The sequence below is a fragment of the Protofrankia sp. Cj3 genome (genome assembly GCF_917627355.1).
In the GTDB taxonomy this organism is placed as follows: Bacteria; Actinomycetota; Actinomycetes; order Frankiales; family Frankiaceae; genus Protofrankia.
The window spans coordinates 22,889-36,327 of record NZ_CAKJTR010000040.1 but is presented as its reverse complement, the minus strand read 5'-3'; the positions used below and the strand labels follow the sequence as shown (position 1 = coordinate 36,327).

The window sequence follows — 13,439 nt, the reverse complement described above, 5'->3', positions numbered from 1 at the left end:
GGCTCGCCCGGCTCGCCCGGCCCGTCCGGCCCGCCCGGCGGCTTGGGCGGGGGTGGCCGAGCCGGTGGCTCGCCGTACCGCTCCCGGCGCGATCCGGTCCAGGCGCCGGCCTGCCTGTTCCGAGGAGGCGAGCTGCCACGGGACGCTGGTGACCATCACCCCTGGCTGGAAGAGCAGCCTCGCCTTCAGCCGCAGCGCGCTCTGGTTGTGGAGGAGCTGTTCCCACCAGTGCCCGACCACGTACTCGGGGATGAACACGGCGACCACGTCGCGCGGGCTCTCCCGCCGGATACCGGCGACATAGTCCAGCACCGGTCGGGTGATCTCGCGATAGGGCGAGGCAAGTTCGACCAGGTCAATGCCGATGGCCCGCTCCTCCCAGGCCTGGCGGACCCGGCCGGACTCGGCCGGGTCAACCGCCACGGTGAGCCCGACCAGGGTGTGGGGCCGCGTGGCCTTGGCGTAGGCCAGGGCTCGCAGCGTCGGTTCGTGGATCTTGCTGACCAGCACCACCGCGTGCACCCTGGAGGGCAGCGTCGGCGGCCCCGGCTCGGGCTGCAGCTCCTGGGCCACCCGGTCGTAGTGCCGGTGGATCGCCCGCATCATCACGAAAATCACCGGCATGGCGACGCAGACGATCCATGCGCCGCGCGTGAACTTCGTGGCCAGCACCACGAGAAGCACGACAGCGGTCACACAGGCGCCGACGAAGTTGATCGCCTGTGAACGCCGGATGCGGCGGCGCAGCACCGGATCGACGGCGTCCGGATGATCGCTGTTCAAGATGTCCTGCCAGTGCCGCACCATGCCGGTCTGACTGCACACGAACGACACGAACACACCGATGATGTACAGCTGAATGAGCCGGGTCACCTCGGCGTCGAACGCGACGATCAGAAGAACGGCGAGAGCGGCGAGCGTGATGATCCCATTGCTGAAAGCAAGACGATCACCGCGGGTGTGCAGTTGACGCGGCAGATACCCGTCCCTGGCGAGGATCGACCCAAGTACCGGAAACCCGTTGAAGGCGGTGTTCGCGGCCAGCACAAGGATCAGGGCCGTGACGACGGCGACGTAAAGGAAGCCGAACGACCCCTCCCCGAAAACCGCGGCGGCCACCTGCGCGATGACCGTACGCTGCGTTGTGGCTACGGCCCCGTTCGCGCCCACGAGATTAGCCGGGTTCTCCGCCACGTGGACATGCGAGATCATCGCCAGGATGGTGACACCACTGAACATGGTGACCGCTATCAGCCCCATGGCCAGCAGCGTCGTCGCCGCGTTGCGGCTCTTGGGCGGACGGAACGCGGGGACCCCGTTACTGATCGCCTCCACGCCGGTGAGCGCCGTACAGCCGGACGAGAACGCCCGCAACGCCAGGAACACGGTGGCAAGACCGCCGAACGCGGACTCGGCGTGCACCTGGTAACTCGCGCTCTCGGCACGGGGCGGATGCCCGACCACGGTCTGCAACAACCCGACGGCGACCATCAGCAGGACGCCGACGACAAAGCCGTAGGTCGGGACGGCGAACGCCGTACCCGACTCCCGGACACCGCGCAGATTCACGATCGTCAGCACGACGATCAGCACCACGGCGAGAAGCACCTTGTGCCCGGCCAGGCTGGTCACGGCTGACGTGAGGTTCGCGACCCCGGCGGCGACCGACACGGCGACCGTGAGGATGTAGTCGACAAGCAGCGCGCTCGCGGCCGTGAGGCCGACCCGCGGCCCCAGGTTCGTCATCGCGATCTCGTACGCGCCGCCACCGGTGGGGTACGCGCGCACGTTCTGCCGGTAAGAGGCGACGACGGTCAGCAACACCACGACGACCGTGGCGGCCACCCATGGCGCAAGGTGGTAGAAAGCCAGACCGCCGAGTGACAGAACGAGCAGGATCTCCTCGGTGGCGTACGCCACCGAGGACAGCGGATCGCTGCCGAAGACAGGCAGGGCGATCCGCTTGGGCAGCAACGTCTCGCCGAGTTTGTCGCTCCCGAGAGGGCGACCGACGAAGCCGCGCTTGAGGCGGTCCGTGAGCCTCACGCGGCGATGCTACCGACTGGTGTGACCAGCATCGCATCGCTGTGAGATGTCCGATACCTCCGCTGCTGGACGTCGTCCACGCATCGACCGGGGCGACTGCGCGGGACTACGCTCTGCGGCGTGCATGTGGTGATCCTCGGTTGCGGTCGAGTCGGTTCGGCGCTCGCCCGCAGCGTCGACCGGTATGGCCACAGCGTCTCCATCATCGACCAGGACCCGGACGCCTTCACCCGGCTGCCCGCGGACTTCAGCGGCCGGATGGTCACCGGGGTCGGTTTCGACCGGGGCACCCTGATCGAGGCCGGCATCCGGGACGCGGCGGCGTTCGCCGCGGTTTCCAGCGGCGACAACTCCAACATCATCGCAGCCAGGATCGCGCGGGAGATGTTCGGCGTGACCAGCGTCGTCGCCCGCATCTATGATCCCCGCCGGGCTGAGGTGTACGAACGGCTCGGTATTCCCACGGTCGCCACCGTACGGTGGACCCGCGACCAGATCCTGCGCCGGCTCGTCCCGGACGCCATAACGCCGGAGTGGACGGACACATCCGGCATGATCCTGCTGTCAGAGATGACGCCCTCCATATCGTGGGTGGGGCTACGCGTCTCCACGCTTGAGGGTGCCGCGGGTGTCCGGGTCGCCTGTGTCACCCGTTTCGGCGAAGGCCTGCTTCCTGATTCTCGTACCCTCATCCAGGACGGCGACACGCTGCACATCGCCTTTCCCAAAGCACGGGCGGCGCAGGTGGAAGCCGTGCTGCGGTCCGGTCCGAAGGAAGGTCCACCCGCATGAGGCCACGTCGGATCGCCATCGCCGGAGCGGGCAAGGTCGGCCGTTCCATCGCCGCTGAACTGATCGACAACGGCTCCGAGGTCATGCTGATCGAACGTGACCCGCGCAAGATACGCACAGGCGCGCTCCCGCGTGCCAACTGGCTGCTGGCGGACGCATGCGAGCTGGCCTCCCTGGAGAGCGCCAACCTCCAGGAGTGCGCGGTGATGGTCGCCGCGACCGGGGACGACAAGGTCAACCTGGTCGTGTCGCTGCTGGCGAAGACCGAGTTCGGGGTGCCGCGGGTGGTGGCACGCGTCAACCATCCGAACAACGAGTGGCTGTTCACCGAGGCGTGGGGCGTGGACGTGGCCGTGTCCACCCCACGGCTGCTGACCGCCCTGGTCGAGGAGGCGGTGAGCGTCGGCGACCTCGTCCGCCTGATGCGCTTCATGCAGGGCAACGCGTCGCTGGTGGAGCTGACCCTGGCCGAGGACTCGCCGGTGATCGGGAGGCCCATCGCGCAGGTCGTGCTGCCCGCTGACGCGGCGCTGGTGGCGATCCTGCGCGATGGGCGGGTCGTCCTGCCCTCCCCCGACGCCACGCTGGAAGAAGGCGATGAGGTGCTCGCCGTGGTGACAGCCGGCGGAGACGTCGAGGAGGCCCTCAGCCAGGCTCTGGGTGGGACGCCGGTGGACTCACCACCACCGGCGCGGTGACCGGAAGGCCAGCGGGACCGCCACGCTCGTCCACGCCACGCTCGTCCACGGCAGCCTGACTCGGCGCGAGCCGCCGCACGATGGCGAAGGTCGTTATGATCGCGACGCCGAACAGCGGAAGCCCCAGGGCGATGTTGGCCGCGGCCAGCCACCCTGTCTGACCGGCCAGGTAGAGCACACCCTGGATGACGAACCGGAGACCGAAAACAACGATCCACACCAGCGTCGCCCGGATGGCGGCCCGGCGCAGGTGGCTGTGCTGACGCCAGTCGGCATACCGGGCATCCATCGCGGCCAGCACGAAACCCGCGAGCGGCCTGCGCGCCAGCAGAGACAGCAGGCCGGCTCCGGCGAAAACGGCGTTCTTCACGATACTGGGCAGGAAGTAGCCCTCGGCGCTGTGCGTGCGGGACGCGACGAACGCGGCGAGCCCCACCGCGAACAGACCGGAGAACGCCTGGCGCGCGGGTTCGCGGCGGACGACCCGCAGCGCGACGAGGGCCGCCGCCGTCGCCACGGCGAACACGATGCCCGCGGTCAGCCCGGCCCCGGCGTTGACCGCGACAAAAGCGACCGTGGGGATCGCGCTGTCGACCATCCCGCGTGGGCCGCCCATGGCCTCGGCGAAGGACATCGGGGGCCGCTGCCCGGTGGCCGGCGCGACCTGCTGGTCGCCGGTCGGGAGGCTCACGCGCTCGCGGACGACGCGGGCAGCAGCTCGTATCGCGGGTTGAAGATGGTGGTACGGCTGTCCTGATTCATGACCATCCCAGCTGCTTTCACCGTGCGTCCTGTCTGAATCCCCGGTATGTGCTTCCGGCCAAGAAACACCAGGGTGACGGTACCGGTGCCGTCGTAGATGTCCGCCTCAAGGCTCTGCGCTCCAGCATGACTCCGAACGGTAACCGAACGGATCGAACCGACGACGCACACCTCCTGACGCTCGTGACACTCACCCATGGGGATGGCCCCGGCCGCCTCGACCGTCCGCTGTAGGTCCTCCGCTTCCAGCACCTGATCATCCGCGTTCAGCCGGTGGACGACCCGCCCCCACCAACCGCCTCGGTCTCCCACGGCTCCTCCGGTTGAATCTCGAGCATGCACGGAACTGGGTTAAGAGCGCCCGGCAATAGAGGACACGGCGTCGCGGGGCTGGGGCACGCAACACAGGCAACATCGGGGTAACGAACCGACGCGCCCCAGTGTGCCCGCCCCGAGGCCCCAGCTCCAGCTGTGCACGATGTCCGTCCCAGGGCCCCGGCCGGCTGTGCTCACGCGTGCCTCGATGCTCACGCATGCCTCGGCCACTCGTCGCGCGACACGTCATCGCCGAAAGACAGCGATACCAGCGGCGTGCAGCCACCAGCTCTCCGTGCGGGCGTCAGCTACGGCGGGCTGGTGAGCGATGGCGCACCCGCGCTGATGGCTGCCGGCGGCAGTCTGCGCATCGCCGGCTCCGGCGGGCCCTGCGTCAGGCGCGTCGACATCAGGCGCGTCGACCCGGCTGTGTGTTGGGCGTCGACCGACGAGCCGGGGTACCCGTGCATCGCGCAGCGATGGACGGGGAGCGATGGACGGGGAGCGATGCGGCGAGGTGCGTGCCCCAGCCCCCCGCGACGCCGCGTCCCCTATTGCCGGTCGCTCTTAGCCGACCTCCGCTATCCGCACGCCGGGGGCAGGCATCCGGGCCGCCGTCCGCACGGCCGCGGGTGTGGTGTCGTACGGGCCCGCCGCCACCTCCTCCGCGGGGTCGGGCGAAGCGTGCGGGTCGGTGACCTCTTTCGGCAGCTTCAGCGGCAGCGGATCGCGCAGGGGCATCGCCTGGTCACCACGCACCACCACGAGCTGGCGCAACGCTTCGGTCAGCAACGGCGCGGCCTGTGGATCGAGCGCGCCGTAGCCGGTGAGGACGATCCGCAGGAACCAGCGCGGACCGTCGATCCCCATCATCCTGCCGGGCATGAACTCATCGGCCGCGCCGGTCGGCAGCTGGAGCCGCAGCTCCTTCCCATACGGTCCGCTGCCCTCCTCGGCCGCGCCCGGTCCCGCGCCCAGGGAGCCGGCGATCTCGGCGCGCACGTCGTTCCACAGACCGGTGCTTTTCGGCGCGGCGAAGGCCGCCAGCTCCATCGCGCTCTGGCCGTCCGTGAGGGTCACCGTCAGCAGCTGGCCAGATGTCTGATCGACCTGGAACTGCACCTGGATCCCGTCGACCATGGGGATACGCAGGGATCCCAGATCGAGACGCCGAACACGATCGTCCGGAGCGTTGTCGGCGTCATACGGACCGTCCGGGGCACCCGCGGTGCCCTCCTCCTCGACGTCGAGGGCCTCATCCCGGCCATGGTGTTCCGGTGTGCCCAAGACACCTCGACCACCGCGTCTACGACCGCGCCGGAACATTTCAACCACTTCCTGTTATCACGATGAGCTCCTTGCGCGTGCTGGCCGGCAACGATGGCGGATATGGTGCGGGCGCGGGGCGGACGTCGGGCAGGCATGGGTAAGCACTTCGCCGGCCCCGGTCAGCTAAGGTCACCGGTCGTCGCGAACCCACCGGTCGATCCGAACCCGCCGGTGCCCCTCGCCGTCCCGGGCAGTTCGGCGACCTCACGAAACGCCGCATGCTCCACCCGCTGGACGACAAGCTGCGCGATCCGGTCGCCACGCCGCAGGTGGACCGATGCGCGCAGGTCGGTGTTGACAAGCAGAACCTTGATCTCACCACGGTAACCGGCGTCGACAGTACCTGGCGCATTCACGATGGACACGCCATGGCGAGCGGCGAGTCCGCTGCGCGGATGCACGAACGCCGCGTAGCCCTCGGGCAGCGCGATGGCGATCCCCGTTCCAACCATGGCACGTTCGCCGGGGGCGAGGGTGACGTCGCGGGCCGCCACGAGGTCCGCGCCGGCATCGCCGGCATGCGCGTAGGCGGGCAGCGGAAGATCCGGATCGAGCCGCCGCACCAGCACTCCCAGCCGACGCGATCCAGGGCTGGCCGGCTGCGCGGTGAGATCGTTCGTGGCGGTCATGAGTCTCCGATCGCTCCTCGCGAATACGAGCCGAGACCGGTAACCGGCACAGTCAACGGTACCCGGGGGAACACGCCGAAGACTAAGGTGTGCCGGCTGGCCCCTCACCGGCGCCCTCACCCGCGCCCACACCGGCGCCCGCCCCGATGGGGGCCAGCCACCAGCGAAAGATCAGTTACTGACGGGCGCGGGCGGCTCCTGACACAGTGGATACTGACCGACATGCGTTACGAGGAACGGCTGGCGGTACCTCGGCTCTGGTACGTCTGGGCCGCTGTCTGCGCGGGCGCCTTCGGCAGTTACTTCACCGTCTACGCGGACTCCGCGCTGGCTCGGCTGATGGCCTACGGCGCCATGTTCGCCGCGCTGGCGGCGGCGCTGTGGCTGCTCGGGCGGCCCCGGTTGGCCGTGACCGACACGTCGGTGCGCGCGGCCGGCAGGACGATCAGCAGAGACGCCGTCCACGGCTCCGTCGCCTGCACCGACATCCGCACCGTGCTTGCTCCGGGGATGTTTGCCCTGACCAGGCCATGGATACGGACGGGCGTCCGAGTCGACACCGCGACCGGCGCATGGGTGCTGTCCAGCAGACATCCCGACGAACTGGCTATGGCGATCAATGTCCCGGTCACGCGCTGAACCGCGGATCTCGCTCCCCCGCGGGCCGCGGTCCACAGATGACGGAGGTGCGATAGTGGCACGGTCGGTATCGAAGATTGGCTGGAAGATCGTGGGAGGCGCGGCAGGTGCCGCGGCCGGCTCGGCGGCGAGCAGGACCGCCACCGTGGCGTACCGGAAAATCCGCAAAGCCGACCCGCCGGCCAGTCCGGCGCATCCCGAGACGGCCTGGGCGGACGCGATCGGCTGGGCGGTGCTGTCCGGGGTGGCGATCGGCCTCGGGCGGCTCACCGCCGAACGGGTGGCCGCCCGCTGGTGGGTGAAGACGACTGGATCGCTGCCACCGGGCATGCACGATGGCGACTGACCCAGAACCGGCCGTCATGGTGGCGGTGGAGGCCTTTGACTCGATCAGCCCGGTTACCGGCGCGACAATCGCGACGTTCCCGGCGCACAGCGCCGACGAGGTGCGCGCCGTGGTCGAACACACGCGCACCGCCACCCAATGGTGGTCCGGCCTCGGCTTCGACGGTCGCCGCACGCGCCTGCTGGCCTGGAAGAGAGCGCTCTACGACTCCCTTGACGAGCTCGCGGACCTGGTCCACCGGGAGAACGGCAAAACCGTCGACGAGGCCGTCCTGGAGATCGGTACTCATCTTGACATCCTCGCCTGGACGGCTGCCCATGCCGGGCGCGTCCTGGGCACGCGCCGGGTGCCGCGTGGCCTGCTCACCGCGAACCAGGCCGCCTCCGTGACCTACCAGCCCTACGGGGTCGTCGGCGTCATCGGGACCTGGAACTGGCCCGTCTACACCCCGGGCGGGGCCATCGTGTCGGCACTCGCCGCCGGCAACTGTGTCGTCTACAAACCCAGTGAGCTGACACCCGCGGTCGGACGGTTCGTCGTGGAGAAGTTCGCCGCCGTGGTCGGCGAGCATCCGGTACTCCGTATGGTCACCGGCCGCTCGCCCACCGGCGCCGCACTGTGCTCGGCCGGCGTGGACAAACTCTCGTTCGTCGGTGCCCCGGCCACCGGCCGGGCCGTGATGGCCCAGTGCGCGAAGACGCTCACCCCGGTCGTGCTGGAACTGGGCGGCAAGGACGCGATGATCGTCGCGGACGACGCCGATCTCGACGCGGCCGTCGACGGCGCGCTGTGGCTCGGGATCGGCAACTCCGGCCAGACCTGCATCGCCACTGAACGGATCTTCGTGACCGACGGTGCCTACGATGCCTTCCTCGCAAAGCTGATCATCCAGGCGAAGAAAATCACGGCTGGCGCCGGGAAACCGTCCGGGTACGGCCCGATGGTCCTCGACAGCCAGATCGAGCTCATCCAGCGCCACCTTCGCGACGCGCTGGCGCGAGGCGGGCGTGCCGTGGTAGGCGGCCCCGAATCGGTCCGCCCACCGTTCGTCGATCCGATCGTGCTGGTCGACGTGCCAGACGACGCCCTGGCGATGACCGAGGAGACCTTCGGGCCGACCCTGGTGGTGACCCGGGTGCGTGACCTCGACGAGGCCGTGGCCAGGGCCAACAGCAGCGTCTTCGGGCTTGGCGCGTCGGTGTTCTCCCGCCGCCGCGGGCGGGAGATCGCCGACCGGCTGCGGGTGGGCATGGTCTCGGTCAACAATGTCATGGTCTTCACCGCGGTCGCCGGCCTGCCGTTCGGCGGCGTCGGGCACTCCGGGTTCGGGCGGGTACAGGGCGCGGATGGCCTGCGCGAGTTCGCCTGGCCGAAGGCGATGACCGTGCGGCAGATCGCCTCGCCGGTCAACCCGATCTCGTTCTTCCGAAAACCGTCAGCGATGCGGCGCTACCGGGCGCTCACACGCATGCTGCACGGGCAGCGAGCCAAGACGGACGCCGAGAGTAACAGCGCTGGATGACCAGAACGACCCGCGCACATGTGTCCGGCGGCGCGGGCGGCGGCCGGCTCCGTAGGGCACGATGAGGTGGGGATGCTCCCCAGCGGCGGCCGTGTCCGCGGTAACACGCCCATGGTGGGCCGACCATGATGATGAGCTGACCATGGCGACCGGCCGGCCACGTGCCCGAGAAGGAGATGTCGGTGGCTGTCTACGCGCTCGGTGACCGGGTGCCCGAAATCGATCCCTCCGCCTACGTCCACCCGGCGGCAACCGTGATCGGCAAGGTGACCATCGGCCCCGAGTCGACCATCTGGCCGGGCGCGGTGCTGCGCGCCGACTACGGGGAGATCCGTATCGGCGCCCGGACCTCGGTACAGGACGGCACCGTCGTGCACTCGACCGCCACGCTGCCCACGATCATCGGCGACGACTGCGTCATCGGGCACATCGCGCATCTGGAGGGCTGCGTCATCGAGAACGGGTCCCTGGTCGGCTCCGGCTCGATCGTCCTGCACGAGGCGGTGGTCGGCGCCGGCGCACTGGTCGGCGCGCAGGCGCTTGTCGGTAACAACGTGCGGGTACCGCCCCGGGCACTGGCCATCGGCGTACCAGCGAAGATCCGCCCGGACGCGGTGCCGGAGAACGCCTTCGCGGCCGGGGCCGCGATGTACACCGCGAACGGCAAGCGGTACCGCGAGGAGCTCCGCCGCATCGACTGACTGGGCTGAGCCGGCCGGCCCAGGCCGGCCCAGGCCGCGCGAGTGGACGGACAGGTTAGTCGCCGTCGGCGGGCGGGTCCGCGGCGAGCAGGTCGTGCAGCGCATCGAACAGCGCCGGTGGGGCCGCGATGGTGAGGTCGTTCGACACCGGCCGGCCGTGCAGACCACCGACGCGCAGACCGGCCTCGGTGGCGATCAGCCCCCCGGCCGCATGATCCCAGGGATGCAGGCCGCGCTCGTAGTAGGCGTCCACGAGACCGGCCGCGGCCGCGCCGAGGTCGAGTGAGGCCGCGCCCATCCGCCGGATGTCCCGTACCCGCGGCAGGACCCGGGTCAGCACCGTGACCTGGCTGGCCCGTCGCTCGACCGTGTAACCGAACCCGGTCGCCACCAGCGCGTGGGACAGGTCGGTGACGGTCGAGCCCGTGAGGGCGGCTCCGTTACGGGCCGAGCCTTCGCCGAGCGCCGCCGTGTAGGTGACGCCCATGGCCGGAGCGTGCACGACCCCGGCCACCACCGTCCCGTCGATCTCAGCCGCGATCGACACCGCCCAGTTCGGCAGGCTGTAGAGGAAGTTCACCGTGCCGTCCAGCGGGTCGACGATCCAGCGCACGCCGCTGGTGCCGACGTCGTCGGCGCCTTCCTCACCGAGGAGGCCGTCGCCGGGGCGCGCCTCGCGCAGCCTGCGCCCGACCAGCTCCTCGGATGCCCGGTCGAGCGCGGTGACGACGTCCGTGGGGGAGGACTTGGTCGACTCGGCCGCCACCGTGCCCGCTCGTCCCCGCAGCAGGAGGTCACCGGCCTCCTGGGCGACGGCGAGCGCGAGCTCCAGCAGCTCCAGCGGTCGCGGGCCGCCGGGCGTCACGTCATCAGGCATCGATGCGGAAGCCCCCGTCGAAGGCATCGGATCGCCGGCATAGCGCGTGGTCTCAGGCACGGGCTTCATCCTGCCAACCCACCGGTACCAGCCGGGACGGTGCCCACCAGGACGGCAAAAAACCGCGGCTTGCGGGCACCGCGAGTCCCGCCGTCCCCGGCCCGTAGGATCGTTACCTGTGGTGACAGAAGAAGGCAGAAACCAACTGGATCCGGGCCAGCGGGAAGATCCGGCGCAACGGCGGCAGGCCGTCCCGGACCGGCCGTCCCTCGACGGCATCGAGCAACGCTGGTCGGCCGCATGGCACGAGCAGGCGACCTATCGCTTCGACCGGACCGCCGACCGGGCGCGGGTCTTCGCGATCGACACGCCACCACCGACCGTCTCCGGGTCGCTGCACGTAGGTCATGTCTTCTCCTACACGCACACCGACATCATCGCCCGGTACCAGCGGATGCGCGGCCGTGAGGTCTTCTACCCGATGGGATTCGACGACAACGGTCTGCCGACCGAACGCCGGGTACAGAACCACTTCGGCATCCGCTGTGACCCGTCGCTGCCCTACGACCCGGGCTACACCCCGCCGGACAAGCCCGGCAAGGAGCAGGTCCCGGTCAGCCGTCGCAACTTCGTGGAGCTGTGTGAGCGGCTGACGATCGAGGACGAGAAGGTCTACGAGGAGCTGTGGCGGCGGCTCGGCCTGTCAGTGGACTGGTCGATGACCTACGCGACGATCGACACCCGCTCCCGCGCCGTCGCCCAGCGGGCCTTCCTGCGCAACCTCGCTCGCGGCGAGGCCTATCTCGCGCAGGCGCCGACGCTGTGGGACGTGACCTTCCGGACAGCGGTCGCCCAGGCGGAGCTGGAGGACCGTGACCGCCCAGGCGCTTACCACACGCTCGTGTTCGCCCGCGCGGGTGGCCAGGGCGCCGCGGCCGGCGGCCCGGCAGTGCTCATCGAAACCACCCGGCCGGAGCTGCTGGCCGCGTGTGTCGCCCTGGTCGCGCATCCGGACGACGAGCGGTACCAGCCGCTGTTCGGCTCGTCGGTGCGCACTCCCCTGTTCGATGTCGAGGTGCCGGTGCTCGCGCACCGGCTCGCCGACCCCGAGAAGGGGTCCGGCATCGCGATGATCTGCACCTTCGGCGACCTGACGGACGTCACCTGGTGGCGGGAGCTTCAGCTGCCCGCCCGAGCGGTGATCGGCCGGGACGGCCGGCTGCTCGCCGACCCACCCGAGGCGATCGTGTCGGAGACGGGCCGGGCACACTATGCCACGCTGGCCGGACGTACCGCCAACAGCGCGCGCGAGCAGACCGTCGCGCTCCTGCGGGCCAGCGGAGCGCTGCTGGGAGAACCGCGCCCGATCACCCATCCGGTGAAGTTCTACGAAAAGGGCGACCGCCCGCTGGAAATCGTCACAACCCGCCAGTGGTACATCCGCAACGGTGGACGGGACGAGACCCTGCGGGCGGCGCTGCGGGCCCGCGGCGCCGAGCTGCGCTGGCATCCCGCGCATATGCGCGTCCGCTACGAGAACTGGGTGGATGGGCTCACCGGGGACTGGCTGATCAGCCGGCAGCGCTTCTTCGGCGTGCCGTTCCCGGTCTGGTACCCGCTGGGCTCCGACGGCCTGCCCCGGCACGACCAGCCGATCGTGCCCGACGAGGCCACACTTCCGGTCGACCCGTCCAGCGACACACCACCTGGCTTCACCGAGGCCCAACGCGGGGTTCCCGGTGGTTTCGCCGCTGACCCGGATGTGATGGACACCTGGGCCACCTCGTCGCTCACCCCGCAGATCGCCGCCGGCTGGGGCAGCGACGACGACCTGTTCGCGCGGGTGTTCCCGATGGATCTGCGACCGCAGGCGCATGAGATCATCCGCACTTGGCTGTTTTCGACGGTGCTGCGCAGCCATACCGAGTTCGGCACACTGCCCTGGACGAACGCGGCCATCTCCGGCTGGATTCTCGACCCGGACCGCAAGAAGATGTCGAAATCCAAGGGAAACGTCGTCACGCCGCTGGACCTGCTCGAACAGCACGGTTCGGACGCGGTGCGATACTGGGCGGCATCCGGGCGTCCGGGTACTGATACCGCCTTTGATGTCGGGCAAATGAAAATCGGGCGACGCCTCGCCATCAAGCTGCTCAACGCGAGTCGGTTCACCCTGGGGCTCGGTGTGGTCGAGGACCCGGGCGCGATCAGCGAATCACTCGACCGAGCGCTGCTGGCGACGCTCGCGGATGTCGTCGACGCGGCCTCTACCGCATTGGACGGCTACGACTACACCCGCGCCCTGGAACTGACTGAATCGTTCTTCTGGCGGTTCTGCGACGACTACGTCGAGCTCGTCAAAGGACGTGCGTATGGGGCGTTCGGCGTAGCGGGCTCGGCCTCCGCCCGAGCCACGCTCGCTATCGCGCTGTCCACGGTCCTGTCGCTGTTCGCGCCCTTCCTCCCGTTCGTCACCGAAGAGGTCTGGTCCTGGTGGAAACCGGGTTCGGTGCACCGCGCCCGCTGGCCGGAAGCCGGCGAGCTGCGCAAGTTCGCCGACAACGGCGACCCTCGCCAGCTCGAGGCGGTCAGCGGCGCGCTCACGGCCATCCGGCGGTCGAAATCAACGGCCAAGGTCTCGATGAAGGCCGCGGTGGCCTCCGCCCACGTCAGCGGAGAGGCCGACCTGCTGGCCCTGGTGGCGGCCGCCGCGCCAGATCTGCGCAGCGCCGGCAGCATCACCAGCCTGACCTTCGCCGCGGGCTCGGGCGAACTGGCCATCG

Annotated in this window: 13 protein-coding genes; 7 read left to right on the top strand and 6 right to left on the bottom strand. The window is 69.7% G+C overall.

The features are described from left to right. The coding region (locus MJ783_RS07955; protein WP_239309630.1) for an APC family permease at positions 1-2,046 on the bottom strand (2,046 nt) is incomplete at its 3' end. Between the two features lie 120 nt (positions 2,047-2,166). Here MJ783_RS07955 and MJ783_RS07950 point away from each other — a divergent pair. Further along, a complete protein-coding gene (locus MJ783_RS07950; RefSeq protein WP_239309629.1) occupies positions 2,167-2,838 on the top strand; it encodes a TrkA family potassium uptake protein in 672 nt (223 codons plus the stop codon). Then, a complete protein-coding gene (locus MJ783_RS07945; protein ID WP_239309627.1) occupies positions 2,835-3,536 on the top strand; it encodes a TrkA family potassium uptake protein in 702 nt (233 codons plus the stop codon). Before MJ783_RS07950 ends, MJ783_RS07945 begins: the two co-directional genes overlap by 4 nt. On the opposite strand, the gene MJ783_RS07940 is transcribed toward MJ783_RS07945, so the two are convergent. The 4 genes from MJ783_RS07940 to dut all read right to left on the bottom strand — a co-directional run bounded on the left by MJ783_RS07940 (position 3,484) and on the right by dut (position 6,571). After that, complete coding sequence (locus MJ783_RS07940) at positions 3,484-4,227, bottom strand: DUF3159 domain-containing protein (RefSeq protein WP_370651523.1); 744 nt, start codon at positions 4,225-4,227, stop codon at positions 3,484-3,486. The genes MJ783_RS07945 and MJ783_RS07940 overlap by 53 nt on opposite strands. Next, positions 4,224-4,610, bottom strand: a complete 387-nt coding sequence (locus MJ783_RS07935; RefSeq protein WP_239309625.1) for an OB-fold nucleic acid binding domain-containing protein — start codon at positions 4,608-4,610, stop codon at positions 4,224-4,226. Before MJ783_RS07935 ends, MJ783_RS07940 begins: the two co-directional genes overlap by 4 nt. 570 nt (positions 4,611-5,180) lie before the next feature. After that, positions 5,181-5,939 carry a DUF3710 domain-containing protein gene (locus MJ783_RS07930; RefSeq protein ID WP_370651521.1) on the bottom strand — a complete coding sequence of 253 codons (759 nt, stop codon included), beginning with the start codon at positions 5,937-5,939 and terminating at the stop codon, positions 5,181-5,183. A gap of 122 nt (positions 5,940-6,061) precedes the next feature. Beyond that, on the bottom strand, positions 6,062-6,571 hold the full coding sequence (dut, locus tag MJ783_RS07925) for a dUTP diphosphatase (RefSeq protein WP_239309621.1): 510 nt from the start codon (positions 6,569-6,571) through the stop codon (positions 6,062-6,064). Between the two features lie 222 nt (positions 6,572-6,793). Here dut and MJ783_RS07920 point away from each other — a divergent pair, with 222 nt between their 5' ends. The 4 genes from MJ783_RS07920 (at position 6,794) to MJ783_RS07905 (ending at position 9,779) form a co-directional block, all read left to right on the top strand. Then, positions 6,794-7,210 (top strand): DUF3093 family protein, encoded by a 417-nt coding sequence (locus MJ783_RS07920; RefSeq protein WP_239309619.1) that lies wholly within the window; start codon positions 6,794-6,796, stop codon positions 7,208-7,210. A gap of 55 nt (positions 7,211-7,265) precedes the next feature. Beyond that, positions 7,266-7,556, top strand: a complete 291-nt coding sequence (locus tag MJ783_RS07915) for a DUF4235 domain-containing protein (protein WP_239309618.1) — start codon at positions 7,266-7,268, stop codon at positions 7,554-7,556. Further along, positions 7,546-9,078, top strand: coding sequence for an aldehyde dehydrogenase family protein (locus tag MJ783_RS07910; RefSeq protein WP_239309616.1), 1,533 nt, complete (start codon positions 7,546-7,548; stop codon positions 9,076-9,078). Before MJ783_RS07915 ends, MJ783_RS07910 begins: the two co-directional genes overlap by 11 nt. A 176-nt stretch (positions 9,079-9,254) precedes the next feature. After that, entirely contained in the window at positions 9,255-9,779 is a 525-nt protein-coding gene (locus tag MJ783_RS07905; protein WP_239309636.1) for a gamma carbonic anhydrase family protein, read from the top strand. A gap of 55 nt (positions 9,780-9,834) precedes the next feature. Here the strand turns inward: MJ783_RS07905 and MJ783_RS07900 are convergent, their stop codons facing one another. Further along, positions 9,835-10,656, bottom strand: coding sequence for an inositol monophosphatase family protein (locus MJ783_RS07900; protein ID WP_239309634.1), 822 nt, complete (start codon positions 10,654-10,656; stop codon positions 9,835-9,837). 205 nt (positions 10,657-10,861) lie between these two features. Between MJ783_RS07900 and valS the strand changes: the two genes are divergently transcribed. Further along, positions 10,862-13,439 (top strand): valine--tRNA ligase (gene valS / locus MJ783_RS07895; protein ID WP_239309632.1); only part of this gene is annotated, 2,578 nt, incomplete at its 3' end.

Excerpts from the sequence above, each read along its gene's own strand:
- MJ783_RS07945 (WP_239309627.1), top strand. The coding sequence starts at position 2,835 with ATGAGGCCACGTCGGATCGCCATCGCCGGAGCGGGCAAGGTCGGCCGT.
- MJ783_RS07930 (WP_370651521.1), bottom strand. The coding sequence starts at position 5,939 with ATGTTCCGGCGCGGTCGTAGACGCGGTGGTCGAGGTGTCTTGGGCACA.
- dut (WP_239309621.1), bottom strand. The coding sequence starts at position 6,571 with ATGACCGCCACGAACGATCTCACCGCGCAGCCGGCCAGCCCTGGATCG.
- MJ783_RS07920 (WP_239309619.1), top strand. The coding sequence starts at position 6,794 with ATGCGTTACGAGGAACGGCTGGCGGTACCTCGGCTCTGGTACGTCTGG.
- MJ783_RS07910 (WP_239309616.1), top strand. The coding sequence starts at position 7,546 with ATGGCGACTGACCCAGAACCGGCCGTCATGGTGGCGGTGGAGGCCTTT.
- MJ783_RS07905 (WP_239309636.1), top strand. The coding sequence starts at position 9,255 with ATGTCGGTGGCTGTCTACGCGCTCGGTGACCGGGTGCCCGAAATCGAT.
- MJ783_RS07900 (WP_239309634.1), bottom strand. The coding sequence starts at position 10,656 with ATGCCTGATGACGTGACGCCCGGCGGCCCGCGACCGCTGGAGCTGCTG.